The organism is Devosia sp. BK, assembly GCF_032907385.1.
Lineage (GTDB): Bacteria > Pseudomonadota > Alphaproteobacteria > Rhizobiales > Devosiaceae > Devosia.
The window spans coordinates 128,227-150,599 of sequence record NZ_JAIMBX010000001.1; the positions used below are offsets into that span (position 1 = coordinate 128,227).

The following is a 22,373-nucleotide window of genomic DNA, read 5'->3' on the forward strand; positions in this document are numbered from 1 at the left end:
AGACGGTTCTTAAAAAATCCGACGAGATGTCGGGTCGGGGCCATTCGCTTGGCAAAGACCGTCCTCCTGCGATCAAGACGCACTGTCTCGATCCGCCGGTTGCTTGCGGTTGCGAATGGATGGCTAGGTTTCAGTCAGACTGGGGCCGGGCTAGGCGGGGCCCCAAGGTGAGGAGACAGCGTTCATGCAGCCTCCTCAAAACTCTTGTTTTCAAGGAGCAGTCGCCGGAATTGTGTCGGCGTCATGCCGCGCAAACCCAGGAACTGCCGGTTGAAATTGGAGACGTTGTTGAAGCCGGAGGCGTAGCAGACGTCTGTGACGGTGGCGAAATCGGACGACATCAGCAGCTGGCAGGCGAGCGTAACGCGCAGCCGGTTGACGTATTTGGTGAGCGATTGGCCGGTGTGGCGCCGAAAACTGCGCGAGAGGGTCGAAGGGGTGACGCCGGCGAGGTTAGCCAGGGTCGCCTCGTCGAGCACTTCGGTGAGGTTCTCGTTGATATAGGCCAGAACCTCGTTGATGCCGGTCGACATGAAGCCCGACGGATCAGGCAGGTAATGCTGGCTGGTCAGGGTCTGTGCATAGCGGTCGGCTTCGAGCGCGGCGACGATGCCGAGAAAGAGTGCGATGCGTTCGGTGCCCGTTGCGAGGACAATCCGGCGCATGAGATCGGCGACGCGCTCGGAGGTGGTTTGGCTGAAAAGGACGCCGGAACTGCTGCGCTTAAAGAGTTTTCGTGCGGCGGCGAGTTCGGGAAAGCAGCCGATCATGCGGCTGACGAAATCCTCGGTGAACTGCATGACGCGGCTGCGCAAGGGGATAGTCGTTTCGTCAGCGAGTTCGCTGACCCAGTTGTGCGGCAGGTTAGGTCCGACAAGGACAAGATTGCCCGGAGCGAACTGGCCGATGAAATCGCCAATGAAGTATCGGCCGGACGTGGCACAGACGAGGTGTAGTTCATATTCTGGGTGGAAATGCCAGCGCACCGTATGAAACGGATAGCCGTGTTCCCACGCCTTGAACGATTCCGTCTCGCCGATACGGACGAGTTCGAGATCCGGTTGCACGACAATCCTCCCATGAGACCAATGCTTTTGAAGCTTGGTTTCAGCGTGTGCGGGTTTGCCCGTCTTCCACGACTTGAAAGCTAGTGCCTAACAATAGGCTAATGCTACCACGGACTTGTCCAGCGATTGATACGTTTTTGTCGCGACCTGTTTTGTAGAAGTCGTTTTATATCGGATTGCGGTACGTTAGTCAGACGATGGAATGTGGGGACTGAGTGCTCCACCTCGACGGCCGGAGGCCCTGCGTGAGATTTGCATCTTGCGGCTGAAGTGGGTCGCAAGACTTCAAGAGTGCGTGTGGGGCTGGTGTAGCAATGGCCAAGGTGGCTATTGACGACCCTATTGCGGTCTTTCGGTCATGAAGACGAACTTTCCAAAAGTAGAAGCGGCCGGTGGGAATTTGTGTCGTCTGACTTTCATTGCGCGCCACCCAGCTGAGCGTCGTGCGGATATCGCTCGATAAGTTCATCTTCGGGGAACGGCTGCGCATACTATCCTCCTTGCCAAGACCCGCTCATCATATGACGAACGATGTGCGGACAAGCTTGGCGGATCGAGAAATATCGCTCTCGAAGGACCTCAAGGGACAATCTCATCGTCGTCGAATTTGTGGCTCGGGCCGCTGTATTGTCGGCTTTCACGTCACCTCGCTCTATGCCGCCAGTCCGCTGCTCATCCCAAAGCAGTAGGGCAAGGTCAGGCGACCCTGTTCAGACTATAGAATCGCGCCAACCGTCTCCGCGGCCATGTAGCCGGCGACGACAAGTATTAGGGCGGCGAATGCCACATTGAGCATCCCTTTTTTGCTGGCAAGTGTGCTTGCGGCCCTAGTGCCGGCAAGACCGCCTAGGGCACCACCTCCGATGAATATGGCAGCGAGAGGCCAATCAACCAGGCCCGAAAAGGCGTAGCTCAAAGCTGTCGTTAGGCCAAAGGCGGTGACAGCCAGGAGCGAAGATCCGATGGCGTTTAGAATAGGCATCCCGGTTGAGGCGACGAGGCCGGGTACAATCAAAAAACCCCCGCCGATACCGAAGAATCCAGAAAGCGCGCCAGTTATGCCACCATAACCCAAAACTTTGGGTGCCTTCTCCCTGTTGCAGGTGGCTCCTGGAATGCCGGGATTTCCCCTGCCACGAAACATCAGCACGCCCACGACCAGCATCAGAATGGCGAAGAGGAACAACAGCTTTTCACCATCCATCGCTTTGCCGAGCGTCGAGCCGATGAAGGCCCCGGCGATACCGGCGACTGTGTACATCAGGGCGCAGCGCCAGATCACATTGCCCTTGCGGGCATGAGTAATAAGATTGGTGGCAGCGTTGGCCGCGACGGCAAATGCGCTCGTGCCGATAGCCATGTGAGCGACCGGAACCCCCACGAGATAGACCATCAGCGGCACAGCGAGGATCGACCCGCCGCCGCCGAAGAGGCCGAGCGTGAAGCCCACTAGGCTACCCGAGAAGGCGCCAAGAAGATATTGCAGGGGTTCAAGGAACATCGTCTTTTTACTTAGAGGGATGCGGCGTAAAGGCTGCCGGCGCGACCGCCGGAGCGGCAATATCCGAGGATGGGACCATCCGTTTCGGCGCGAGCCTGTTCAAAGCGGATGAGTTGGCCCTCGGTTAGCGGCCCAGAGACCGGAATATGGAAGGCCTTGATCCCGAAGCGTTCAGCAACTTCGGCGATTTCAGCGAAAGAAGGCTGGTTCGGATCTTCATTGTCGGGGCGGGCACAGACGATGCCCTTGTAGCCAGCCTCTGCAATGGCCCTGATATCGTCGGCCTGGATCTGCGGGCTCTGGGCGAAATGGTCGTCGATCTTATTGATGGCCATGATGATTATTCCTTTGCGGTGATGAGCCCATTGATAGGCACTTTGAGATAGGTTTTTCCGTCGTCTTCGGGCGGCGGAAGGTGACCAGCCCGCATGTTGACTTGCAGGCTCGGGATGATGAGCTTGGGCATGGCGAGCGTGCTGTCCCGCTCTTCGCGCATTTTGACGAAAGCATCTTCAGTGGTGCCATGACCCACATGGATATTGCGGTCGCGCTGCTCCGCGACGGTGGTTTGCCACCTGATGCCGCGACCATTGGGGCCATAGTCGTGGCACATGAAGAGGCGCATCTCGCTCGGCAGGGTCAGCAGCCTCTGGATTGATCGATAGAGCGTTCGTGCATCGCCGCCGGGAAAGTCGGCACGAGCGGAGCCACCATCGGGCATGAAGAGCGTGTCGCCGACGAACACAGCATTGCCAATGACATGCACCATATCTGCTGGCGTGTGGCCCGGCGTGAAGAGCGTGTGCGCCGTCAAGGTGCCGATCTGGTAGCTATCGCCATCCTTGAACAGGCGATCGAACTGCGACCCATCGCGCTGAAATGCGGTGCCCTCGTTGAAGATCTTGCCGAAGGTGCTTTGCACCACGCGGATCTGGTCGCCGATGCCCAGCTTTCCTCCGAGCCTCGACTGGATATAGGGGGCCGCCGAGAGATGGTCGGCATGGACATGCGTCTCGATCAGCCATTCGAGTGTCCAGCCGTGGTCCTGAATATGCGCGATGATCTTGTCGGCGCCATCAGAAGCGATTTTGCCGGAGGCATAGTCGAAATCCATAACGGAATCGATCACGGCGCAGGCGGTCGATGCTGGATCCTTGACGATATAGCTGATGGTGTTCGTCGCCGCGTCGAAAAACGGCACGACTTCCGGTTTGATAGAGAGGTCAGGTGTAAACGGTATCGGTTGGGTGGACACGGAAATCTCTTTTCCAATGCGAAGCGTCACGCAAGGGCGTCGCGACGCGCCAGGGCTGCCTTGAGGCCATTGGCCATCAGAATGCCGACGATCATTGCCGCGACGAAAATGAAAGGGCTGGGTTCGCCTGAGCCGAGTGCTGGAATGGCGCCGCCAGGACAGAACCCAGCTATGCCCCAACCAATGCCGAATGTGGCTGAACCTGCGATGAGCGGCATGTCGAAATCGCGCTTGGTCGGCAGATGGAAGGTACGATCGAACACGGGTGCAGGTCGCCGTAGCACAAAGCGGTAGCCTATGAAGGTGACCAGCAGGGCCGATGCCATGACCAGCAAGAGGCTCGGGTCCCAAGTGCCGAAGGGATCGAAGAAATTGAGCACTTTCGCCGGGTTAGACATGCCCGAAATGACGATGCCGACACCGAAGACGAGGCCAATGGTGCCTGCGGACGCGATGCGGAGCATCATAAGCCTCCCAGAATGTGACGGACCACGAAGACCGTGACGAAGGTGGTCAACATGAAGATCAGTGTTGCGAGGATGGATCGTGCCGCGAGCCGTGCGATGCCGCAGATCCCATGGCCCGATGTGCAGCCGCCGCCAAAGGTCACACCGATACCGACCAAGAGGCCGCCAAGAGTGATAGCCCAATATGGGAGCTCGGCCTGAAGCGGCAGGGTAGAGCCAGTGAGGAGCAGGATCATTAGAGGCGCCGCAATGGCACCGATCAGGAAAGCCAGACGCCAATCCCAGTCGCCTTTGGGGAGGACCAGCCCGGTCAGGATGCCGGTTATTCCGGCTATCCTGCCGTGGAGCGCCATCAAGGCGACCGCGGATGCGCCAATAAGCGAACCGCCGAGTAAGGCCTGGAGGGGCGTGAATGTCGTTTCCATTAAGCCTGCTTGTGCTTGGATCAGCGCACTGATATGCGCTGGTCATAACCAATTTCGTTATATAACATATTCGAATGTTCTAATGTGTCAAGCGTGGAAACGAGAGATTTTGGATCAATGAATGCTGCAGAGCTCGAGCCGCGCGCTGAGGAAGCTGCTCAGCTTCTGACAGCCATGGCGAATACCAAGCGGTTGCTCATCGTGTGCAACCTGATCGGGCAGGAGCGGAGCGTCAGTGAGCTTTCCCGGATCGTGGCACTGGAGCAGTCACCACTGTCACAACATCTTTCGAAATTGCGGGCGCTCGGTCTGGTGAAGACGAGGCGCGATGGGCAGACCATCTTTTATCGGTTGGCGTCGGAGCCCGTCAGGAAGGTGCTGGAGACCCTGTATGATATCTACTGTCGACCGGCCGATGAGGTGTAGCTGTAGCGGCGGACTGCACCCTTAATCTGAAATGGCTGAGTTCTGCCCAGACTTGAAATGCCATTCACGTGCTGCGTGCTTGGCTCGACGGAGTTGTGGCCCGCGCAGGTAACGCGGGCCAGTGGCTTCAGGCAGTGCGGGTCAGCTTGACTCCGGGGAAATCCACGGGCACGTCGAGGGCGACGTTGACGTAGTTGGTGAAGAGATTGAGTGCCACATGGGCAATGATCTCGACGATTTCTCCCTCATCAAACCCGGCTGCGACGAGGGCATTGACATCATCGCTTCCGACGCTGCCGCGCTGTTCGACGAGACTGAGTGCGAACTTGAGAGCGGCTGCCGTGCGCGGATCGGCCGAGCGGCCGGCTTGCGCCTCGGCCATTTCTTCGGCCGTGGCGCCGGCGCGCTTGCCAAGGCCGGTATGGGCGGCAAGGCAATAGTGACAGGCATTGCGATCGGCGATGGCGACGGCAATCTGCTCGCCGAGCTTGGAGCCGAGGCGGCCGCCGCCAAGGGCTGCAAACGAGCCCCAGAGGCTAGCTAGCGCCGAAGGCGAATTGCCGACGGCCTTGAACATATTCGGGACGACGCCAAAGGCTGACTGGATCTCGGCAAAGTTCTGCTCGACCGAGCCAGTTGCTTCAGCGGGGGCGATAAGGGTAATTCTGCTCATGTTTCTTCTCTTCATAGCCTGGAGGGTGGGAACTGCCGGTTCGTCGATGGCAGTCGACGGACCGGCGCTTTTCGATCAGCTAGTGGCCGGCGCTGACCTTGCCGGGGAGGCTGAGGTCGCCCGATGCGACCTTGAACACGTTCTCGACGCACAAAAGCGGCGCATGCAGGTTGCCATTGACCTTGAGACCGGCGGTGACGCCATCAAAGTTCGCTTCGGCAATGCCGCTGATGAGCTTGACCGGAATGGTGACTTCCACCGTGTCACCGGTGAAGGTGGTGGGATAGTCGGGGCTGTCGATCAGGAGCGGCACGTTGGGCCAGGTCGGCGGCACCTTGGGCGTCGTGCCCTCGGGGATGTCGTTGACCTTGAGACCGCCAGGGCAGGCGGCGTCTTCGCCCAGCACCACCCAATGGGGATGCCAGACGTGACGGTTGACCCCGCCATAGGCGGCATCGTCGAAATCGGGGTGGAAGGTTACGGCAAGGGCGACGATGCCCTGATCGTTCTCGAAGCCGATATCCCCGCTATTGAGGCTTGTGGGCCAGACATAGGCATAGACGCTGGAGCCTTCGAACTTGCCCGTGGCGTCGGGCTTGTCGAGGCCGGCCTCGCCGCGAACGCGAGTGGTGAAGACGGCGTCGTCGCCATGCGTGACGATGGTGGTTTCGATGATGTCGAAGGAGGCCATGATGGCTTCGTTCGGATCGGCATGGATGCCAGTGTCATGGGCAAAGCTCGGCGCAGCCGAAAGGGTTGTCAGCAGCGTCGCCGCCAACAGGGTCAAACGGGTCATTTGTGGTGGTCTTTCTCAGATGCCTGGAGGGTTGAGGGTATGATCCCTGGTGAATTCGGCCCAGGTGGCAGCCCGGGCCGAAGGATCGGCGGTTTCGTGTTCGCGGCAATCGACCCGCAGGTCCTGCTGGCCGAAGGCGGCGTCCACGAAAGTGCAATGATGCGGCTGGGCCGCATCCTGATGCGCATAGGGCCGGAAGAACCGGCAACTGACGCACATGCGTTGAATGGGGATAATGCCGCTTTCCTGAAGGTGCCGGATCATGGTGACGAGCGAAACGAGCAGCTCTTCTTGCTGGGCCCTATCAAGGGCGCCAGCGGCGCTTTCGGCAACGCTGCGTGTTGCGTGCGCGGAGGCAAGCGAGGCCTCGCCGTGTTCGGTCAAGACGATCCGTACCGAGCGGCGATCGCTGGGGGCTGGGGCCTTATAGAGGTACCCCTTGCGTTCGAGCGCGCCGATCGAGTCAGTTGCGGAGGGCTGTGACACCCCGAGCTGTTGCGCAATATCGCGAACGCTCAATCCACCCGGCCGCCCTTCCAGAGACGCCATGATGGCGAACTGCGTTGGATTGACTCCCGCGGCACGTGCGCCAACCCAGTCATCGGCGCGCAAAGCTGTCGCAAGGCGCTCAAGACCTTCGTGGATGCGAAGAGGAAGTGATTTGGGTGTGACCGGCGTTTCCATAAGTCGATATATATAGGAGTCCTATGTAATAGCAAGCATGATGTCGTCTTGCCGTTTCATGGCGCGGGGACACACATCCCAATGATCTTCAGCCGTCATCATCCCTGCGGCGCAGTCGCGTCAGGGGGAGACTGTGGCGGGTCAGTATCGATAGCAACCTCGACGGACATGCCGGGCAAGAGGTGGAGCGCGAGTTCCTGATCGGGGTCGATCTCGATCTTGACGGGGATGCGCTGGGCGATCTTGGTGAAATTGCCGGTGGCATTGTCCGGCTTGATGACGCTGAATTCGGACCCGGTGGCGGGCGAAATTTCGGCGATGTGGCCTTTGAGCGCCGCATGGGCGAGGGCGTCGACGGTGAGCGATACGTCCTGGCCGACATGGAGCCCGGGCATCTGCGTCTCCTTGAAATTGGCCACGACCCAGCGTTGGGGCGGTGTTACCGAGGTCAGCTGCGTGCCGACGGCGACGAACTGGCCGATGCGGGCGGCGACTTCACCCAGCGTGCCATCCACCGGAGCAACGATTTTGGTATTGGCGAGATTGATCTTGGCCAATTCGACGGCCGCTTCCGCCGAGCGGACGGCGCCTTGGAGAGCGGGGACGCTGCCCTCGACCAGCGACAGGTTTTGTTCGGCCATGCTCACATTGGCCTTTGCCTGCGCCACGCTGGACTGAGCCTGAAGGAGCGCCGCGTGAACCTGGTCGGCGCTCGATTGCGGCGAGAGCCCAGACGCCAGCAGGGATTCGCTGCGCGCGGCATCGGCTTCGGCGCGTTGGAAGGCGGCTTGGGCCGCTTCGAGCTGGGCTTGCGCAAATTCGACGCTCGCCTGCTTGGAGGCGCGGTTTTGCTCGTAATTGTCGAGCGCGCTGCGCTGCTGCGCCAGGGCGCCTTCGGCTTGCTCGAGCTGCTGGAGATAGATGCGGTCATCGAGCTGCACCAAGAGATCGCCCTTCTTAACCTCCTGATAATCGGTGACTGGCACCTCGGTCACATAGGCGGCAAGCTGCGGCGCGATCATGGTGACGCGCCCGCGCACAAAGGCATTGTTGGTGGACTCGATCGTCGACGTGAACGGCGGCAGTTGCCAGGCGTAGAGTACGACGCCGACGCCGACGATGCCGATGATGAGGGCGGCCCAGCTGCTCTTGGATGTGAGAAAGTCTTTGATCTTCATTTTGGATACTTCGTCGTGAAATCAGGTGGCGGGGACGGGGGCAGTCGATACTCGGGCCGAGCCCAGAGCGCGTAGTCCCAGATGGAGAAGAAGGGCGGCGGCCGCGGCGAGGGCGCCGTAGAAAATCAGCAAAAACAGATCGTTATAGGCCAACACCCAGGATTGCTGGGTGAGCGATTGGGTCAGTAGCGTCAGGCCCTGCGTATTGCGCTGGGTCGGATCGGTAAGCACCCGGCCATAGGCGCCGCCATAGGCCTGGATGCGCTGGACGACCACAGGGTCGAGAAGGGTAATGCCTTGCGCCAGGACATTGGAGTGAAACTGCTCGCGCAGGGCCACGAAGGTGGAAAAGATGGCGCTACCCAACAGGCCGCCCAGACTTTGCGTGGTCAGGAAAACGGCGAGGAACGAGAGGATATATTGCGGGCCGCGCGCCAGGGCCTTCATGAAGCCATTGAGCATGGCCGGGGGCAGAAAGAGCCCGCTTGCCGCGCCGATTAGCGCTTGGCTGACATAGAACTGCTCTGGGCGACTCAAAGTGGTCGAATGGGTATCGAGCCAGCTGCCGATAGCGATCAGGATCAAAGCGGTGAGATGGATGATCTCCACCCGCTGGGGCTTGATGATCATGCTGAGGACGGCGGTGGCCGCAAAGGTGACGATGCCGATGACGGCGAAGAGCGGGATTAGCTGATCGTTCTGCATGTTGAGCACGGTGAAGAGGCCGAAGACGCCCACCGATTGCTCCGATAGCAGCAGCCGGAAGGCGACGAGCGCGCCGGCAAAGATCAACATGTCGCGCCCGGTGAGCCAGCGGAGGTCAATGATCGGATTGGTCCGGTGCAGTTCGACGATGCAAAAGAGCGCCATCGAGCCGATGCCCAGAGCCAGCACGACGCCGATCCAGGGTGTTTCAAGCCACCAGAGGGTCCGCCCCATGCCGAGCACGATGGCGATGCAGCCAAAGCCGACAGTCATGAGCGGGAAGCTCACAAGGTCGTCGCGATCGAAAACCTTGACGCGCGGCGGATGGGTCAGCGGCACGAGAAAAACGACGGCCAGCGAAATGAGCGCGAGGCCCAGTTCGACTGCATAAAGGCCGGTCCAATCGCCCAATTGCAGCAATTCGGGCGAGATGACGCGCGCAAGGGGCAGCGCCAGCGTCGAGCCGAGCATGCCAAAGCAGATGCCGATGCTCATCTTCTTCTGCGGCGGGAGCCACTCGAGCATATAATAAAAGCCGAGCGTGCTGAGCGGTGCGGCCGCAATCCCCATGATGGCGCGGACGACGATGGCCGATTGCAGGTCATGGGCAAAGAGATGGGCGATGACTACCAGCACATAGGCGGCGATGCCGATCTCGGCGAAGCGGCGGAGGCCGAACTGGGTCCGCACCTTGAACATCAGGATCGTGCCAGCCAGGTTCGTGGCGAAGTAGGCCGCTGCCAGCCAGCCCATTTCGGACTGGGTTGCACCAAAGGAGGCCTGCAGCCCCTGAAGGTTGGCGGTGATGAGGTTCAGGCCCAGGCCTTGGGTGAGGCCCAGAACCAGCGAACTGAAAATATAGACCGCGGCAACGAGCGGCGACTTGGGCACGAAGGGCGGCATGGCCGGCGGTGCACTTGGCTGGTTGGCAGGCTCGGCGGCTTGCGCTGGGGTAGGCGCCAATTCTGAGGCTTGTGACGTCATGATAAATCTTGCGCCCTAATTTGCCCCGGAATGGCGCAGCGGAGCGCCTGGGTGCGGGCGAGGATTTGCAGGAGGACGCGGTTGGCGATCTCCATTTCGGCCTTGTCCAGGTCCTCGATGAGTTGCCGGTTGAGGTCGCTGAGGAGCTTTGAAACTCTCCCGGCGATCACCTGGCCTGTCGTGGTCAGGACGATTTTCTTCGCCCGCCGGTCTTCGGGAGAGGGGATGCGCTGGATGTAACCAAGGGCCTCGATGCCATCGAGAATACGGACTGCAGTCGGATGCTCAACGCCAAGATGATTGGTCACGTCAGCCTGGCTGGCGCCGGTTTCGAGTGGCAGCAGAAAATAAAGTACGCGGGCGCGCGCCGACGTGAGGTTCATGTCCCGCAGATGGACATCGAACGAAGCGCTCAATTCCCTACTTAACCGGCTGACGGTTCTGAGCAGATCCAGCTCATCCACCATTTTGTTGTTCCCTATAATGTAGGGAGCTACATAAAATTGGGAATGAGGATCTGCAATGGCTCATTCTGCATGGTTGACATGCGCAGCGAACTGCTCCGCAAGCCGGCCTTGATGGCAGGCATGCCTCCTAACGGAGCTTGGACGGAAACATCCTCATCTCAAATGCAAAGAGGCTCAGCTCTTGCCACACTGGAGATAGAGGTCGAAGCCAGTCTTTTGCGTAATCATCAGGATGTCTTGGCTCGGGCGTATAACGGTCACGGGCCCATTATTTCTCTCGTTGTGGGCAATCACCGCTTCGCTCGGTGGGCGGTCCTCGTCGTAACCAAGGGCGCCATAAAAGCTCTCCGGTTCAATACCCAGCGTGTAGTTGCCAGTGTTGTTTCGCCGATATTGCCAATGCAGACCGGGCGGCGCATCGATGACGCCGATGTCGAAGCCATCAGCGACGCTTTCGATGGCCATGACCAGCGAGCGATCCTCTGCGCAGAACTGGGCCACCTTCGCCTCCAGCCCTGCATAGTTTCTGGTCTCGAGTTCGACATAGGCTGACATATTGGCCCAGACCCAGCGACCGTCGATGTCGGACACGTTGTCTATCGTGTTCAAAGTTCTCTCGAGCTCACCCATAGCGCTCTCTTCGGCGGCTGCCGGGGTTGTTGAGACGGAGAGGAGGGTGAAGAGCAGACAGGGCATCAGCTTCATCGCTATGTCTCCTTCCGGGTGTTGGGCTGTTCCGGGGCAAACGCAGGAATGAACAGGGTCATGTCGCGCAACGCCCGTAGATTTCGGTCCGATAGGGCTCAGCCAAGGCGATCAAGTCTGCAGACACCCGGTAGAGGTTGACCTGGCTCGCGGCAGTTTGAAGGGTGCGTGCGCGCATCTCGGATCCGCGTTCGCCCTCTATCGCATCGAGACGGAGCATGCTGAAGAGTGCTGCCGGATCGAAGCTGCGGTGGAAGAGCGAACCGCTGATCCAATCGAAGCGATAGACCATGTCCCCACCAGAATTGGGTGCCGTCATCTCGAAGCTGCCTTCATCGATCTCGGTGATGATAGCCCCGCGCGACGGGTCATTGCCGCAGATGCGGTCGAGTAGGCTGGCGATGAGCCCAGGATCCGGATCGGCACCCTTGGCATTGGCCAAAGTGCTGAGAGGTAGCCACTCGCCCTCAATATCCGAGACAACGCCGGCCGCTGTTGGCTGACCGAAAATCCTGTTGGCCAGAGCAAAGTTCTCTTCAATCTGACCATATGACGGGCTGGCAATGGCTGCGGTCAGGGCGAAGGCAAGTGCGATGCGCATGATCTGGTCCTTTTGTGTGTTGTCCATAGGACGACGAGAACCAGCGGGACCTTGGTGCCACGCAGACTTTTTCGATCGGCGTGGTGATTTTTTGTTCTATGCACCAAGCGGCACGGCTATTTGTGCAATGGCGTCGACCTGATCGGCGGTAGCGTGCAGATAGTCCTGGAGCTGCACCACGGCATAGCTCATGGCGCCGGCAAAGAGCAGCAGGCTCAGCCAGATGAGCTGAAGAAATACCCGCTGCAGCGACCATTGGCGCCACCGGCAGATGCCCCATGCAATGATCAGGATTTGGTAGGCGGCCGGATAGAGAAACAGCGCAGCCATTCCGACGGTATAGCTCTGTGATCCCGCGTCACCTTGGATCGAAGAGGCCCCCATGATCCAGGGCAGGAGTAATAAGGCGGCCCCAATGGCGATAGCGAGAGGAATGCCGTGGACGATCAAGCCGCGCCACATCAGGGTGAACCTTCCAGAGCTAGAGCTGGAGGCTCGTCGAGGATGTCAGCCTTTACAGGATGGGAGATCCTTCCGGAGCAGGTGGCAATAACGACGTGCATGGGGCGACCTTTATATCCTTTAGATATGAGACGCCCGTGATCCAAAAAAGCTTGGTGAGTATCCGACCAAGGTTTTGGCCGCGACGTGCGTCTCACCTGAAACAGCGAGGGAAACGGAATGTTCGAAGCCCGGGCCGTTAGGGTCAACTTCTGGAGCATGCCATGAAAATGCATGTCCTTCCTCTGCATCGCCGCGTCGTCGCCTTGATATTTCCTCTGATCATTGGGGGCATTGCCGTGCTGACAACCCCAACGTTTTTCGAGGTTGGCCTGCCGTGGTGGCCGCTGTTGATCCTTGGCCTGCCGGGCCTTTTGTCCTTGCTGATCTGCTTTGAATACTGGAACGCTGCAATTGGCTTCGATTCAGAGCAGTTGCACTTTCGCAGCGTCGGCTATCAGGTAACGGCGCCTTGGCAGAGGGTCTCGGAGCGGATAACCGATGGCAAAGTGTCCCTTTATGTCGAGGCGTGCGAGCCGCGCTATCGATGGTGGCTCTGGATCATGCAGTCGGCACTGCATGTGTTCATGCCCCATCGCTCGCGCTACGCCCATGGCTTGATGGCCTTAATCCCGCTTTACTGGTTCGCCTCGGCACCCGATGGCGCAGTGGTGCAGGACTTCCGGAAGTACAGTGGCAACAGGGTAGGCGCGGCAGATAAGCTCAGCGCCATGCCTGACCTTGCGGAATTACAAATTGCGGCCATTCGCAGCATAGCGCACGACGTGAGCAACCTGCAGGACGGGGAGTGGGAAGAGCGGGAGTGGCTCTACCTGGCAGTCAATCACGAGGTCCTGGTTGCAGATGGGGGCCGCTCGAGCACGCAGGCCAAGGTCATTGCGCAAAGGCCTGGTGCCGAGTTGGAGGAATTGGGCTTTCGTCTCCGTTCGGAGAGCAAGGCGCATCTGCTGGCCCTACGCGATGCCATGGCGGAGGTCGACGGCAAGATCTGGACCATTCTCGATCTGACGATTGATCGCAGCGGAGAATATGATTTTACCTTTGGCTATGGTGCGCCGCCTCGATTGAGTGGTGATCTCCTCCATAGCCCGCTGGGTGAGCTCTTGGAGCGCTATCGAAAGGGCGGGTCCAAGTGAACCGAGATATGGACGGTGCGCTGGCCAGCGGGCTTGACCGGGACGAGACCACAACGCTTTTGCGCACTGCCGAACCTCGCCGCATGGCCAATCTGGCTGCGAGCCTCAATCTTTGTGCAGGCATCTTCTTCCTACTGCTCGGCAGCGCGCCCTTCGAGGGCAGTTTTTTGTGGCCTATCGTTGCCATTGTAGTCGCTGGCATGGCGTGGACCGTCTCCAATCGTCTTTGGCGCGACATCGCCTTGGCGTCGGTAGCGGAAACGGTCGGCGTGCGCTGGGGGCAAAGCCAGTTCGCCAGCGGCTGGGGAACGGTCGACATCGAGAAGTGGATCGCCGACCTTTTCAGCGAAGAGGGTGTGCGCTTTACGGCCTGGGAGAGCCAGGGCAAACACAGGGACACCGCCTATCGGCTCAACGAGGCCACCATCTGGCGCCGCAGAAGCAATCAGAGGCGTTACGAGACCTTTTACCTCATGGAGGTTCAAGTCGCCGTGCCGCACTCCTTCGCCGGCAGCGTCGAACTGCGCCCCCACTCAAAATTCATGACCGGCGTCGACGATTTGTTCCGTCAACTGTCCGGCGACGAGGTGCAACGGCGTGTTATTTCGCCTCAGTTCGATGCCGTCTTCGATACGCTGGCCAGTCCCAATGCGGATGTGGACAAACTGCTGACACCGGGCTTCCAGCAAGCCATGCTCGCTCTGGCCAAACGCAATCCGCACTCATACGTGTCGGGAAGGTTCCAGCATGGCTGGTTCAGTTTCCGCCTGCCTATCCCGCATCTGGCGTTCTCCTCAGCCGGTCTCTTAAAGCCAATGGCCGCGCTGATTGATGATGTCGACACGCTCTGGTGGGATTTGACCATCCCACACCGGCTCATCGATAGCCTCACCGGGGATTACGAGGGGCCGCTCCGATAGTCGGGCTACGCTCATCCTGCCGGTTCGGCGAGGCGGCGTTCGACATCGGCCCTGTCGGCAGCGTTGGAGACGCTTTGGGAACGTTGGGGGTCGCGCGCATATTTGCCGTTGACCAGATGGTAGATGCGCCAGAACCGCACGTCGTTGACCCGAAATTGCACGGCCACGATATCCTTGTCTGGCTGGGCAAAGGCGGAAAGAAGCTCGACCTCCTCGCCCGGCGTAATGCCTTGAACATCGATCGTCTGCTCGCCGGAAATCTCGGGCAGGAAAATTTCCAGGGCCGTTGCGTCCAGCCTTGTGCCGATGACGACGCCGTCACCCTCAAAATGCGAGATTGTCTGGGGGACGGCCTCGATTGGCGCCTGGGTTCCCCCTGGCGATGGCTGCATGCCCATGCGCGTTCCGCTGTTGGACGGGGCATCTTCGGCGGGAAGTCCATCGCCACGCGACAGCGTGGTTGAGCCGGGTGGCGTCGTCACCGGTGCGTCGGCAACCGTGTCCCGTCCGCTTCCCGTCCCAACATTGTTTGGCAATAGACCTGGCGCAAACAGAAGCGCGACGACAAGAGCCGCGACGCCGACACCGACTGGTATCAGCCAGCGGACAGGCTGGCGAAACCAGTGGGCAACTGAATTGGCGCTTGCTTGGGGAGGGTGGCGACGCTTGGCGAAGGCTTCCCGGCTTCGCGCGATCGTTGCCCGCATGACCGCAGGATCCGGCTCAGGATCGAGAAATTGCGGCATCCGTTCCAAGGGATCGCGATCGCTATTCATAGCAAGTCCTTCAGCGACTTGCGCGCATTGTGGATGTGCCAGGAGACGGTCACTTCCTTGCATCCCATGATGACGGCTGCTTCTGCCTGCGAAAGTTGTTCGCCATAGACCAGCATTACGGCATCGCGCTGCTTGTCCGGCAATCGCCGCACAATACGCCAAATATCATCGACGCGCAGTTGGTCTTCCTGGTCGGGATCACTTTCGACCCGCGCCAGAGCCGCGACCGTCTCGATCTGCTTGCCCTGCCGTTCGCGGCTCCGCTGCAGGTCGCGGACGGCATTGAGCGTTACGCTATAGAGCCAGCTCGTGAACTTCGATCGCCCATCAAAGCGCGTGACCGCATCGGCCAGCCGCATGCAAACGGACTGGGTGACATCCTCCGCATCGCTTTTGTGACCGAGCCAACGGAAGGCGGTCTTGTAGATGAAGCGATAGTGCTCGGAAATCAGTCTTTCGAAAGCTTGTGCGTCGCCCGCTTTGACCCGCTTGATAAGATTTTCGGTCGTGTCGGACGGTTCTGAAATAGTCCCGTCAACAAGTCGCACCCTGTCAATTTCCCCCCATCTGCCCTTGGCAGTAATGCCATTGAAGCGAAATGGTTGTGGCAAAAATGAGATTTTCCCTTTTGCCATGAGCTGTTTGCAATTTTGGAGCGATAGCGAAAAGGCCGCCTCACTGCTCATTGGTGCGCATCCAATAGACCTGCCCATCAATGATGATCTCTTGGGGTCGGTCGGCGTCATGGCCTTCGATCAGGGCCACGAAATGTCGCTCCTCGCCTTCTGGACCTTGAATCAACAGCGTGTAGCCATCGAACGAATAAGCGCCTGTCGCGACGTCATAGGCGCGTTTGCCTGAGGCGATGATGTAGGAGGTGCCGAAGCTGCCGGCGACGAAGCCACTGCGAGAATACCGTAGCTGGCCGTCACCCAAAAAGGCGTATTCGCGATCGCTGCGCACGCCACCCATGCCAACATTGAGGAGGTAATAGGTCGCGTTAAGAACTTGCCCCTCGGGCACCGGCATCAATCGCTTTGCTTCGGAGATATCGATCGTTGACCCAACATCGAGTCCGCCGCTCTGGGTCAGCATGAGTTGGTCGGCCTCGTCTTTCCAGGTGAACCACCGGTCGGGTTCGCGCTGTCGGGACAGGTCGAGGTTCAGGTCTGTAAAGGCGAAATTCCATGCGTGGCGATAGGCAGTGCCATCGCGCAGCAGCACGTAAATGTCTTCGTCGCGCTGGGTGTAGCCGTTGCCAAAGCCATCCATGCGATTGGCAAACTCGGCGTCGTAGAGGACACGGTCGATATCGCTCAGGACGATGCCTGCGCCGGGAGCGCCATAGGCTTCAGCATAGTCGAGAGGACGGAGCATCAGGCCTCTACTCTCGTCGGCAACCGTTGCTCGGTCATTGTCAAATTGGCTGTCGTCGAGAACACGGCAATCATCGAGACTGAGTTCGCCGCCCTCACGGTCTTCGCGCAGCCACCGGATTTGACCAATGACGACGCGTTCCGCGCCGATATCGCGTGCCATTGTTGCTTCCTGCTCGTCGCTGGCAAAGGACCGGCAGCTTGCAAGGAATGTCGATTGCTGATCGCCGCGCCATTCGCGCAACGTATCCGCGCTGGTAATCCTGCCGTTGATTGCTAGGGCAGGGCGCAGAGCCAGCCAGTTTTCTGCGTGATTTTGCCTGGCCTCGCGGAGGTCACGATCCTGCTCCGCGCCGCTTTTCGAGCCGATCTCGTCCATTTTTGCAGCAAGCTCGGCCGAAAGGGCGATCAGCGACACCACTTCGAGTTCAGGGCTTGTTACCTCTGTCGGCGCTTCGGCCACGACGATCCCAAAGCTGTCGGCATTGCGCAGCAGGTAGCGGATGGGCCGGGCGATATCGAACATGTCATTGTCGTCGAGTGTGGCGCGGAGATCGCCGCAGACACTGCTATCCTTGGCGACATCATCATCGACCAGTGCCTTGGCCCGGGCTCTGTTGGCCTCAAGGTCTTCATCGAGGTCCGGCATAACCATCGCGGCTGAAGCGATAAGGCGCTCATAGCCAGCGAGATCGACGCGGTGTCCCCATCCGGCGAGAGCATCTTGTCGTGCCTGTTGGCTATCTGGGAAGCGCGCATCGCAGGCCGAGAGATAGGCTTCTGCGACGATGGCGGCAGTCGCCGCCTTTCCCAGAGCATCCATGAAATCGGCGGCATCATCTCCCGATGCCGTCGTGGGTGCTATCAAAGCAACCCAGAATGCCAGCGCACTCCGCACTATCAAGAGCAGTCCCCGATGATGCGCTCAACCTGCAGCGTCCCGTCGACCAGCCTTCCCAGGATGGCGAGGCACTGATCGCTGGCCCATGCTTCCTCTATTCGGTTCGCGTCGGCTGTTGTTGCCTCGATCCGCGGCAAGGTTTCTTGCGCCCACAGAAGGTCCGATGGCCCGGCCTGCGCAGCTGCCGAAGCCCAGATTCCGCGCCACGGGCAGGGCGCCTGAACACAATAAATGCCGGTCTTGCCAACGAATAACCGTTCGCCGCCAGTTTCGGTGTCAGCAGCAAATGCAGGGCTTATGGCTGCAAAAAAGCCGAACAGCAGACCCAGGGCAAGACGCATCGTTCGCTCCTAGCGGTTTTCGAGGCCGTTGGCTTCGCGTTCCTTGGGAATGCTTTCGCGATTGGCCTCGACCTGTGCGATCAAACGTTCGAGGCCGTCGCGAACCTCCTTGAGTGTAGAAGCATGCTCCGTCTTGGACGTGGTGGGATTGTCATTGGCCGCGTCCCATTCGAGCGCCCATTCCATCGCCGCGATCCATTCGTCGACATCGCCGGCGATATATTCATTGACCGGTTTTCCCACTTGTTCGCTCAAGGCGCTGAACAGGATGCCCTCGTCGCGCGCGTCGTCGCCGCCAGCGCTAATGAGGAAGCGATAGCGCAACTGGCCAGCATACATCCAATTGGCCGCTTCCTGCCCCTTGCCTTCGCCCAGAAGGCGCGAGGAGAGAATGTAAAGCGCTGCTGGGTGAAGCGCGCTCGCCTCTGCAACGATCTCGGCGCTACTCATATCTTCAAGGCTTTTCATATCCTGCGCCGGGGCGGCCGAGATCATTGCGGTCACAAGCAGCAGGGAGATCAGCAGTCGTTTCATGATCCGCATCCTTTTGGTTCTGCCCATAAGACGCGGCGAGCGAGCCAAACCTTGGTCCACAGCTAAAGATTTTTTCTGGAAAATCAGCCTTCGCCACCAAGGTCTGCGGCGTGGCAAGCGTCACATCGGCAAGACAACATGAAGGAGACACGCATGCGCTCTTGCGTCATCGCTGCCGGCCTGCTGCTGGCAACCGCCGCCCCCGTACTCGCTCAAAATACCAATCCCCTCCGCGATGGCCTGGACCACTTGCCGGCAACGCTCCTTTCCGGGCAGACGGGCGACGTCGCCTATTTCCTTGATATGCAGACGCTCATGAGCCTTGTGGACGACGATAGTGCCGCTCGTCCCCAGTTGCGTGCTATGCCGATCGTCGATGTCTTGGCCCTCGACAGCGTCTTCCAAACCGAGCCGGCCGAGTGGGAAGCCAAGGCCGGCACAACGATCGACAAAATCCGCTATTTTACCGGCTATGGCCGCGCACCAAATTCCATCAGCAATTGGGGTTTGGTCGATGCGGACGCCGCGAATGACATGATCGCAGCGCTAAAGGCGGCGGGATTTGAAGATGCCGGTATTTCCGGCGTTGTCGGCAATGACGAGCCACAGCGGTTCGACCCATCCAAGCGCGATCCCTCTGATCCATGGCGTACTGCAATTGGCGCGGCGCAGTTTGCCGCGGCCGTGGGGACCAATGTGGTCCAGGCACAAACCCCTCAGGCCGCTGCGGTCGCTGCCGGGCAACAGCCAAGCCTTGGTGATAATCCGATCGTTGCAACGGCTCTGGCGGGGCTCGAGCAGGCAGCCGGAAATGGTCAGGTGGTCCAGGCAGTGGTGATCTCGCCGCTCTTTGGCATGGCTGCTCTCGACCCCGCTTCGATGCTGTCGCCCTCGGCCGATATGGACGAAACCAAGGAGCGTCTTGAAGAGCAGATGGCCGCACTCAGCCAAGGCATTCCGCCCTATCTCGGAGGGATCATTGCCGATATCCAGCATGAACGGCCAGGTGTCGGCATCGCCTTGACCTATCCCGACTGCGCTATTGCTCAGGATGCTGCGGATGCCATCGCGGCGCGATGGGTCAAAATGGCCGGCGATGCTGCACAGGGCGAGGTGACCGCAAATACCGCCGAAGGTGAGGGCGTTTGCGCTGCCACAGTGAGCGTCTTTGTCGATGCCGATAGTCCCGAGCAGAACCCTGCCTATCGTGTCCTGATCGAGACCTACACGCGCGGTGAGGTCGGTATTCTACAAATCGGCGAAAACTAGGCTTTGAGCTCCGGGGCAAAAACAGCGCCCCGGAGCTTCATTTCTTCGACCGACATGGCCATGGCATAGATCGTCAGCTCTTCCGGGAGGATGTGTCGGTCAGTCCAGTTGAGGCAGTTCAGCTTCAGTCAACTGCGACAGATGTTGGGCCTTGAACTCTCGCAGATTGCGCAGAAAAGCTTCCGACGCTGCATCGCCATAGGCGCGCTCACTGATGGCGAAAAGCATCGATCCTTTCTGGCCGTCAAATTCGCCTTCCACATAGCGATAGCCATTCCATTCGAGGGTGAACTCGCCATTTTCGTCCTTGGCTGAGAGCAGGAAGTCGAGCAGGTACTCGCCATTGTCGGGATTGTCGAAGACGGCGTAATTGGCGACCGGGTCACTGCCCTTGCGCTGCTCGACCATTGCCGCCTGCGCCCCGACAACTTCGGTGAGCGGTGCGTCTGTAGCGAGAAATTCCACCATTACCATGCTTTCGTAGCTGTCAGCAGCGGCGCCTTTGGGCAGGTATTCCTGCTTAAAGTAGCCCGGTTGCGGATTGGACGACCAGGAGAGGACATAGTCCGTATCGCCGACCTTGATCGGACCAGGGACGCCCAAGTAATCGGTTACGTCCTGCGCTTGCGCAGGCATGATGGAACAGAGCGCCAGCAGCGCCGTGGCGGTAATCGTCTGACGGAACATGGGTTGATCTCCTCGACAAGGCAGAGCGCCTCACTACCCATGTGACGGCGCTTGCAGCCAAGACCTTGGTCTGGTCGTGACTTTTGTTCGACCAAGATTGCGCTCGCGCCCGTCGTCCTATCAGTGAACAGAAATGGAGAGCGCCATGCCTTCACGATTGTTGATTTGGATCGGGGTCATTTTGCTGGCTGTTCCCGCCACGGCTCGGGAGGAAAACTGGTGGGCAGATGCGTTAGAAAAAGCGCAGGATTATCATGCCGCCAACTTGCCTCCTCTTTGCATGGAGCCCGACACTTCAGAAACGGAGCCGCCCAGTTTCGAATTGCAGGTGGGCGAAGAGACGGCGGCCCACCAGGCGCTGATCGTCGAATTTCCATGCCAGATTGGCGCCTATAGCCAGACCGCGGTCTATCTGCTGTCGGATCAGCAGGGCACGGTGTCGCAAATCGTCTTCCCGTCACCCAAGTTTGACGTCAATTATGTTGGCGGAGAAGAAAGTGCAGGCGTCGACACTATAGTCGTCTACGAAACGCCCTATCTCCGCGAAGTGGTCAATCCGAGCTACGATCCATCCAGCCGCACCATGTCAGAGCGCAACAAGTGGCGCGGCTTGGGTGACGCCTATACGGAAACGCGCTGGCAGTTCAAGAACGGCAAGTTCGAGATTACCTACTTTGCCGTCGATGCCACCTTCGATGGCAAAGATGATCCTATTGTTCTGATCGAACGCGACATCTGGTGACTATTGGTCTAGGCTTCGGAGCCCGACAATGAAATGCATGTAGCGCAAATAGCGCTCGCCAGTGCCTTCGTCGCTGGTCGCGACGACCTGTCGACGTCCTCCGTCCAGCGCTTCATGCTGCTCCTTGGTCAAAAGCTCCGATCCGATCACGGACAGCGCATCATAGCGCAGGCTGCGATAACTCGTATCGTGACCAACTTCGACCATCGCGGCGTCCATGACCGCGTCGGCGTCGATGCCGCCACACTGTTCGGCGATCCGTTCGCGCTCTCCGTCCAACAGCGCGATCATGTGGCGGTCGAAGGTCGCTCCTTCAGCGTGCCCGATCTGACTGCTCATGGCCGCGATCTCACTCTCGCAACGGCCGCTGGGCACCAGATGATCGCGTGGCTGACCCGGAATGGTGATGGCCTCGATCAGGGGATCAATCAAGCTCCAGTCGGTTGTTTCCTCTGCGCTGATACAGCTCAGCGTCACATAGCCGGAAGGGCTCGGAATGACCGCAACGGTGAATGCGCCGCCCGTTTCATGCTTGCCATAGACGCGATGGGCGTAAGAACCGTGAAGGGTAAAATCTTTGCCGCCTTCGATTGTGCCGGGCACTGCAACCTCTTGCGCCATGCGCTCGTAGGTGCCCGTATCGACGACGAGGCTGTTGACCCAATCCTGGTCCCCCTGCCCATAAGCGGGGTCGTATTGAAAACTGATGTCGCAAAGATCGCCGCTAGGATCCAAGGCAGGTAAACCCGGATTGTCCGATGACACCGTGATGACCACAAGGCCCTCGGGTGTCTGCCCCACCAATTCAGCGTCAAAGCCATCCGGTGTTTCGAGCGTCAATCCGAAATCGGGATCGACCAGAACAGGACCATGCGCTTCATCTTGCGCAAGAGCAGTAGCAGTCACGCAAACAGACACCGAAATTGCAGCTATGACCTTCATCGAGACCTCCATGTTTTGAACATAGGACGCTCGGCCAGTCACTTTACTTGGTCTGATAAGATAGATTTTCAGACGGGTATATCGTCTGCGTTCGCGATCCCACCTCGCTCATGCGGTGTACCCAGGTAGTCTAATCTAGACGCATCCGTCCCTCGGATGCAGCTGTCGCGATTATTTTCCCCACTGGCGCTTTGTGCCGCCTCGCCCCCAAAAAAATCCAGTTGCAAAGTTTGACTTAGTTGATAACGTTTCAACTTACTTGACGGAAGCGGCGAGACAGCCGTGTCAAGGGA

Annotated in this window: 28 protein-coding genes; 6 read left to right on the top strand and 22 right to left on the bottom strand. The window is 59.3% G+C overall.

Features of this window, described 5'->3' with window-relative positions; translation table 11 throughout:
- Positions 1-182: 182 nt before the first annotated feature.
- From DevBK_RS00540 to DevBK_RS00565, 6 genes are all read right to left on the bottom strand, one after another.
- On the bottom strand, positions 183-1,067 hold the full coding sequence (locus DevBK_RS00540) for an AraC family transcriptional regulator (protein ID WP_317184066.1): 885 nt from the start codon (positions 1,065-1,067) through the stop codon (positions 183-185).
- 715 nt (positions 1,068-1,782) lie between these two features.
- Positions 1,783-2,568, bottom strand: coding sequence for a sulfite exporter TauE/SafE family protein (locus DevBK_RS00545; RefSeq protein WP_317184067.1), 786 nt, complete (start codon positions 2,566-2,568; stop codon positions 1,783-1,785).
- Between the two features lie 11 nt (positions 2,569-2,579).
- On the bottom strand, positions 2,580-2,903 hold the full coding sequence (locus DevBK_RS00550; RefSeq protein WP_317184068.1) for a TIGR01244 family sulfur transferase: 324 nt from the start codon (positions 2,901-2,903) through the stop codon (positions 2,580-2,582).
- Positions 2,904-2,908: 5 nt separating this feature from the next.
- Positions 2,909-3,823 carry an MBL fold metallo-hydrolase gene (locus DevBK_RS00555; protein ID WP_317184069.1) on the bottom strand — a complete coding sequence of 305 codons (915 nt, stop codon included), beginning with the start codon at positions 3,821-3,823 and terminating at the stop codon, positions 2,909-2,911.
- A gap of 26 nt (positions 3,824-3,849) precedes the next feature.
- Positions 3,850-4,287, bottom strand: coding sequence for a DUF6691 family protein (locus DevBK_RS00560; protein ID WP_061909911.1), 438 nt, complete (start codon positions 4,285-4,287; stop codon positions 3,850-3,852).
- Positions 4,287-4,715 carry a YeeE/YedE family protein gene (locus tag DevBK_RS00565; RefSeq protein ID WP_317184070.1) on the bottom strand — a complete coding sequence of 143 codons (429 nt, stop codon included), beginning with the start codon at positions 4,713-4,715 and terminating at the stop codon, positions 4,287-4,289. The genes DevBK_RS00560 and DevBK_RS00565 overlap by 1 nt, the downstream gene beginning before the upstream one ends.
- 117 nt (positions 4,716-4,832) lie before the next feature.
- Here DevBK_RS00565 and DevBK_RS00570 point away from each other — a divergent pair, with 117 nt between their 5' ends.
- Positions 4,833-5,141, top strand: a complete 309-nt coding sequence (locus DevBK_RS00570) for a metalloregulator ArsR/SmtB family transcription factor (protein ID WP_317184071.1) — start codon at positions 4,833-4,835, stop codon at positions 5,139-5,141.
- A 127-nt stretch (positions 5,142-5,268) separates the two neighbouring features.
- Here the strand turns inward: DevBK_RS00570 and DevBK_RS00575 are convergent, their stop codons facing one another.
- The 9 genes from DevBK_RS00575 to DevBK_RS00615 all read right to left on the bottom strand — a co-directional run bounded on the left by DevBK_RS00575 (position 5,269) and on the right by DevBK_RS00615 (position 12,396).
- The gene (locus DevBK_RS00575) at positions 5,269-5,814 is read right to left on the bottom strand and encodes a carboxymuconolactone decarboxylase family protein (RefSeq protein WP_317184072.1); all 546 of its coding nucleotides are present in this window, start codon (positions 5,812-5,814) and stop codon (positions 5,269-5,271) included.
- Between the two features lie 79 nt (positions 5,815-5,893).
- On the bottom strand, positions 5,894-6,610 hold the full coding sequence (locus DevBK_RS00580; protein ID WP_317184073.1) for a hypothetical protein: 717 nt from the start codon (positions 6,608-6,610) through the stop codon (positions 5,894-5,896).
- A 15-nt stretch (positions 6,611-6,625) separates the two neighbouring features.
- Positions 6,626-7,294 (bottom strand): MarR family winged helix-turn-helix transcriptional regulator, encoded by a 669-nt coding sequence (locus tag DevBK_RS00585; RefSeq protein WP_061909921.1) that lies wholly within the window; start codon positions 7,292-7,294, stop codon positions 6,626-6,628.
- 98 nt (positions 7,295-7,392) lie between these two features.
- Complete coding sequence (locus tag DevBK_RS00590) at positions 7,393-8,472, bottom strand: HlyD family secretion protein (RefSeq protein WP_317184074.1); 1,080 nt, start codon at positions 8,470-8,472, stop codon at positions 7,393-7,395.
- A gap of 21 nt (positions 8,473-8,493) precedes the next feature.
- Entirely contained in the window at positions 8,494-10,161 is a 1,668-nt protein-coding gene (locus DevBK_RS00595; RefSeq protein ID WP_317184075.1) for an MFS transporter, read from the bottom strand.
- Positions 10,158-10,628, bottom strand: a complete 471-nt coding sequence (locus DevBK_RS00600) for a MarR family winged helix-turn-helix transcriptional regulator (RefSeq protein WP_062631443.1) — start codon at positions 10,626-10,628, stop codon at positions 10,158-10,160. Before DevBK_RS00600 ends, DevBK_RS00595 begins: the two co-directional genes overlap by 4 nt.
- A gap of 174 nt (positions 10,629-10,802) precedes the next feature.
- Entirely contained in the window at positions 10,803-11,333 is a 531-nt protein-coding gene (locus DevBK_RS00605) for a hypothetical protein (RefSeq protein ID WP_317184076.1), read from the bottom strand.
- A gap of 58 nt (positions 11,334-11,391) precedes the next feature.
- Positions 11,392-11,934, bottom strand: a complete 543-nt coding sequence (locus DevBK_RS00610) for a hypothetical protein (RefSeq protein WP_317184077.1) — start codon at positions 11,932-11,934, stop codon at positions 11,392-11,394.
- Positions 11,935-12,030: 96 nt separating this feature from the next.
- Positions 12,031-12,396 carry a hypothetical protein gene (locus DevBK_RS00615; RefSeq protein WP_317184078.1) on the bottom strand — a complete coding sequence of 122 codons (366 nt, stop codon included), beginning with the start codon at positions 12,394-12,396 and terminating at the stop codon, positions 12,031-12,033.
- A 263-nt stretch (positions 12,397-12,659) separates the two neighbouring features.
- On the opposite strand from DevBK_RS00615, the gene DevBK_RS00620 reads away from it, so the two are divergent.
- Both DevBK_RS00620 and DevBK_RS00625 read left to right on the top strand, forming a co-directional pair.
- Entirely contained in the window at positions 12,660-13,592 is a 933-nt protein-coding gene (locus DevBK_RS00620) for a hypothetical protein (protein WP_317184079.1), read from the top strand.
- Positions 13,589-14,512: a hypothetical protein gene (locus DevBK_RS00625; protein ID WP_317184080.1), complete on the top strand. Its 924-nt coding sequence runs from the start codon at positions 13,589-13,591 to the stop codon at positions 14,510-14,512. The genes DevBK_RS00620 and DevBK_RS00625 overlap by 4 nt, the downstream gene beginning before the upstream one ends.
- 11 nt (positions 14,513-14,523) lie before the next feature.
- Here DevBK_RS00625 and DevBK_RS00630 read toward each other — a convergent pair whose 3' ends face one another.
- The 5 genes from DevBK_RS00630 to DevBK_RS00650 form a co-directional block, all read right to left on the bottom strand.
- Positions 14,524-15,288, bottom strand: coding sequence for a hypothetical protein (locus tag DevBK_RS00630; RefSeq protein ID WP_317184081.1), 765 nt, complete (start codon positions 15,286-15,288; stop codon positions 14,524-14,526).
- Complete coding sequence (locus DevBK_RS00635; protein ID WP_317184082.1) at positions 15,285-15,974, bottom strand: sigma-70 family RNA polymerase sigma factor; 690 nt, start codon at positions 15,972-15,974, stop codon at positions 15,285-15,287. Before DevBK_RS00635 ends, DevBK_RS00630 begins: the two co-directional genes overlap by 4 nt.
- A complete protein-coding gene (locus DevBK_RS00640; RefSeq protein ID WP_061909943.1) occupies positions 15,964-17,487 on the bottom strand; it encodes a hypothetical protein in 1,524 nt (507 codons plus the stop codon). The genes DevBK_RS00635 and DevBK_RS00640 overlap by 11 nt, the downstream gene beginning before the upstream one ends.
- Before the next feature lie 77 nt (positions 17,488-17,564).
- Positions 17,565-17,906 carry a hypothetical protein gene (locus tag DevBK_RS00645; protein WP_061909945.1) on the bottom strand — a complete coding sequence of 114 codons (342 nt, stop codon included), beginning with the start codon at positions 17,904-17,906 and terminating at the stop codon, positions 17,565-17,567.
- A 9-nt stretch (positions 17,907-17,915) separates the two neighbouring features.
- Positions 17,916-18,440: a hypothetical protein gene (locus DevBK_RS00650; protein ID WP_317184083.1), complete on the bottom strand. Its 525-nt coding sequence runs from the start codon at positions 18,438-18,440 to the stop codon at positions 17,916-17,918.
- Between DevBK_RS00650 and DevBK_RS00655 the strand changes: the two genes are divergently transcribed.
- Positions 18,439-18,582 carry a hypothetical protein gene (locus tag DevBK_RS00655; RefSeq protein ID WP_156464113.1) on the top strand — a complete coding sequence of 48 codons (144 nt, stop codon included), beginning with the start codon at positions 18,439-18,441 and terminating at the stop codon, positions 18,580-18,582. The genes DevBK_RS00650 and DevBK_RS00655 overlap by 2 nt on opposite strands.
- Before the next feature lie 11 nt (positions 18,583-18,593).
- Entirely contained in the window at positions 18,594-19,709 is a 1,116-nt protein-coding gene (locus DevBK_RS00660; RefSeq protein WP_317184084.1) for a hypothetical protein, read from the top strand.
- 99 nt (positions 19,710-19,808) lie between these two features.
- Here DevBK_RS00660 and DevBK_RS00665 read toward each other — a convergent pair whose 3' ends face one another.
- A complete protein-coding gene (locus DevBK_RS00665) occupies positions 19,809-20,396 on the bottom strand; it encodes a hypothetical protein (protein WP_317184085.1) in 588 nt (195 codons plus the stop codon).
- Positions 20,397-20,541: 145 nt separating this feature from the next.
- On the opposite strand from DevBK_RS00665, the gene DevBK_RS00670 reads away from it, so the two are divergent.
- Entirely contained in the window at positions 20,542-21,138 is a 597-nt protein-coding gene (locus tag DevBK_RS00670) for a DUF1176 domain-containing protein (protein WP_317184086.1), read from the top strand.
- Here DevBK_RS00670 and DevBK_RS00675 read toward each other — a convergent pair whose 3' ends face one another.
- On the bottom strand, positions 21,139-22,080 hold the full coding sequence (locus DevBK_RS00675) for a hypothetical protein (protein WP_317184087.1): 942 nt from the start codon (positions 22,078-22,080) through the stop codon (positions 21,139-21,141). It abuts the gene before it with no gap.
- Positions 22,081-22,373: the final 293 nt, after the last annotated feature.

Coding starts and splice junctions, on each gene's coding strand:
- DevBK_RS00545 (WP_317184067.1), bottom strand. CDS start 2,568: ATGTTCCTTGAACCCCTGCAATATCTTCTTGGCGCCTTCTCGGGTAGC.
- DevBK_RS00550 (WP_317184068.1), bottom strand. CDS start 2,903: ATGGCCATCAATAAGATCGACGACCATTTCGCCCAGAGCCCGCAGATC.
- DevBK_RS00560 (WP_061909911.1), bottom strand. CDS start 4,287: ATGCTCCGCATCGCGTCCGCAGGCACCATTGGCCTCGTCTTCGGTGTC.
- DevBK_RS00565 (WP_317184070.1), bottom strand. CDS start 4,715: ATGGAAACGACATTCACGCCCCTCCAGGCCTTACTCGGCGGTTCGCTT.
- DevBK_RS00570 (WP_317184071.1), top strand. CDS start 4,833: ATGAATGCTGCAGAGCTCGAGCCGCGCGCTGAGGAAGCTGCTCAGCTT.
- DevBK_RS00575 (WP_317184072.1), bottom strand. CDS start 5,814: ATGAGCAGAATTACCCTTATCGCCCCCGCTGAAGCAACTGGCTCGGTC.
- DevBK_RS00580 (WP_317184073.1), bottom strand. CDS start 6,610: ATGACCCGTTTGACCCTGTTGGCGGCGACGCTGCTGACAACCCTTTCG.
- DevBK_RS00585 (WP_061909921.1), bottom strand. CDS start 7,294: ATGGAAACGCCGGTCACACCCAAATCACTTCCTCTTCGCATCCACGAA.
- DevBK_RS00590 (WP_317184074.1), bottom strand. CDS start 8,472: ATGAAGATCAAAGACTTTCTCACATCCAAGAGCAGCTGGGCCGCCCTC.
- DevBK_RS00595 (WP_317184075.1), bottom strand. CDS start 10,161: ATGACGTCACAAGCCTCAGAATTGGCGCCTACCCCAGCGCAAGCCGCC.
- DevBK_RS00600 (WP_062631443.1), bottom strand. CDS start 10,628: ATGGTGGATGAGCTGGATCTGCTCAGAACCGTCAGCCGGTTAAGTAGG.
- DevBK_RS00605 (WP_317184076.1), bottom strand. CDS start 11,333: ATGAAGCTGATGCCCTGTCTGCTCTTCACCCTCCTCTCCGTCTCAACA.
- DevBK_RS00610 (WP_317184077.1), bottom strand. CDS start 11,934: ATGCGCATCGCACTTGCCTTCGCCCTGACCGCAGCCATTGCCAGCCCG.
- DevBK_RS00615 (WP_317184078.1), bottom strand. CDS start 12,396: ATGTGGCGCGGCTTGATCGTCCACGGCATTCCTCTCGCTATCGCCATT.
- DevBK_RS00620 (WP_317184079.1), top strand. CDS start 12,660: ATGAAAATGCATGTCCTTCCTCTGCATCGCCGCGTCGTCGCCTTGATA.
- DevBK_RS00630 (WP_317184081.1), bottom strand. CDS start 15,288: ATGAATAGCGATCGCGATCCCTTGGAACGGATGCCGCAATTTCTCGAT.
- DevBK_RS00635 (WP_317184082.1), bottom strand. CDS start 15,974: ATGAGCAGTGAGGCGGCCTTTTCGCTATCGCTCCAAAATTGCAAACAG.
- DevBK_RS00640 (WP_061909943.1), bottom strand. CDS start 17,487: ATGGATGCTCTGGGAAAGGCGGCGACTGCCGCCATCGTCGCAGAAGCC.
- DevBK_RS00645 (WP_061909945.1), bottom strand. CDS start 17,906: ATGCGTCTTGCCCTGGGTCTGCTGTTCGGCTTTTTTGCAGCCATAAGC.
- DevBK_RS00655 (WP_156464113.1), top strand. CDS start 18,439: ATGATCCGCATCCTTTTGGTTCTGCCCATAAGACGCGGCGAGCGAGCC.
- DevBK_RS00650 (WP_317184083.1), bottom strand. CDS start 18,440: ATGAAACGACTGCTGATCTCCCTGCTGCTTGTGACCGCAATGATCTCG.
- DevBK_RS00660 (WP_317184084.1), top strand. CDS start 18,594: ATGCGCTCTTGCGTCATCGCTGCCGGCCTGCTGCTGGCAACCGCCGCC.
- DevBK_RS00665 (WP_317184085.1), bottom strand. CDS start 20,396: ATGTTCCGTCAGACGATTACCGCCACGGCGCTGCTGGCGCTCTGTTCC.
- DevBK_RS00670 (WP_317184086.1), top strand. CDS start 20,542: ATGCCTTCACGATTGTTGATTTGGATCGGGGTCATTTTGCTGGCTGTT.
- DevBK_RS00675 (WP_317184087.1), bottom strand. CDS start 22,080: ATGAAGGTCATAGCTGCAATTTCGGTGTCTGTTTGCGTGACTGCTACT.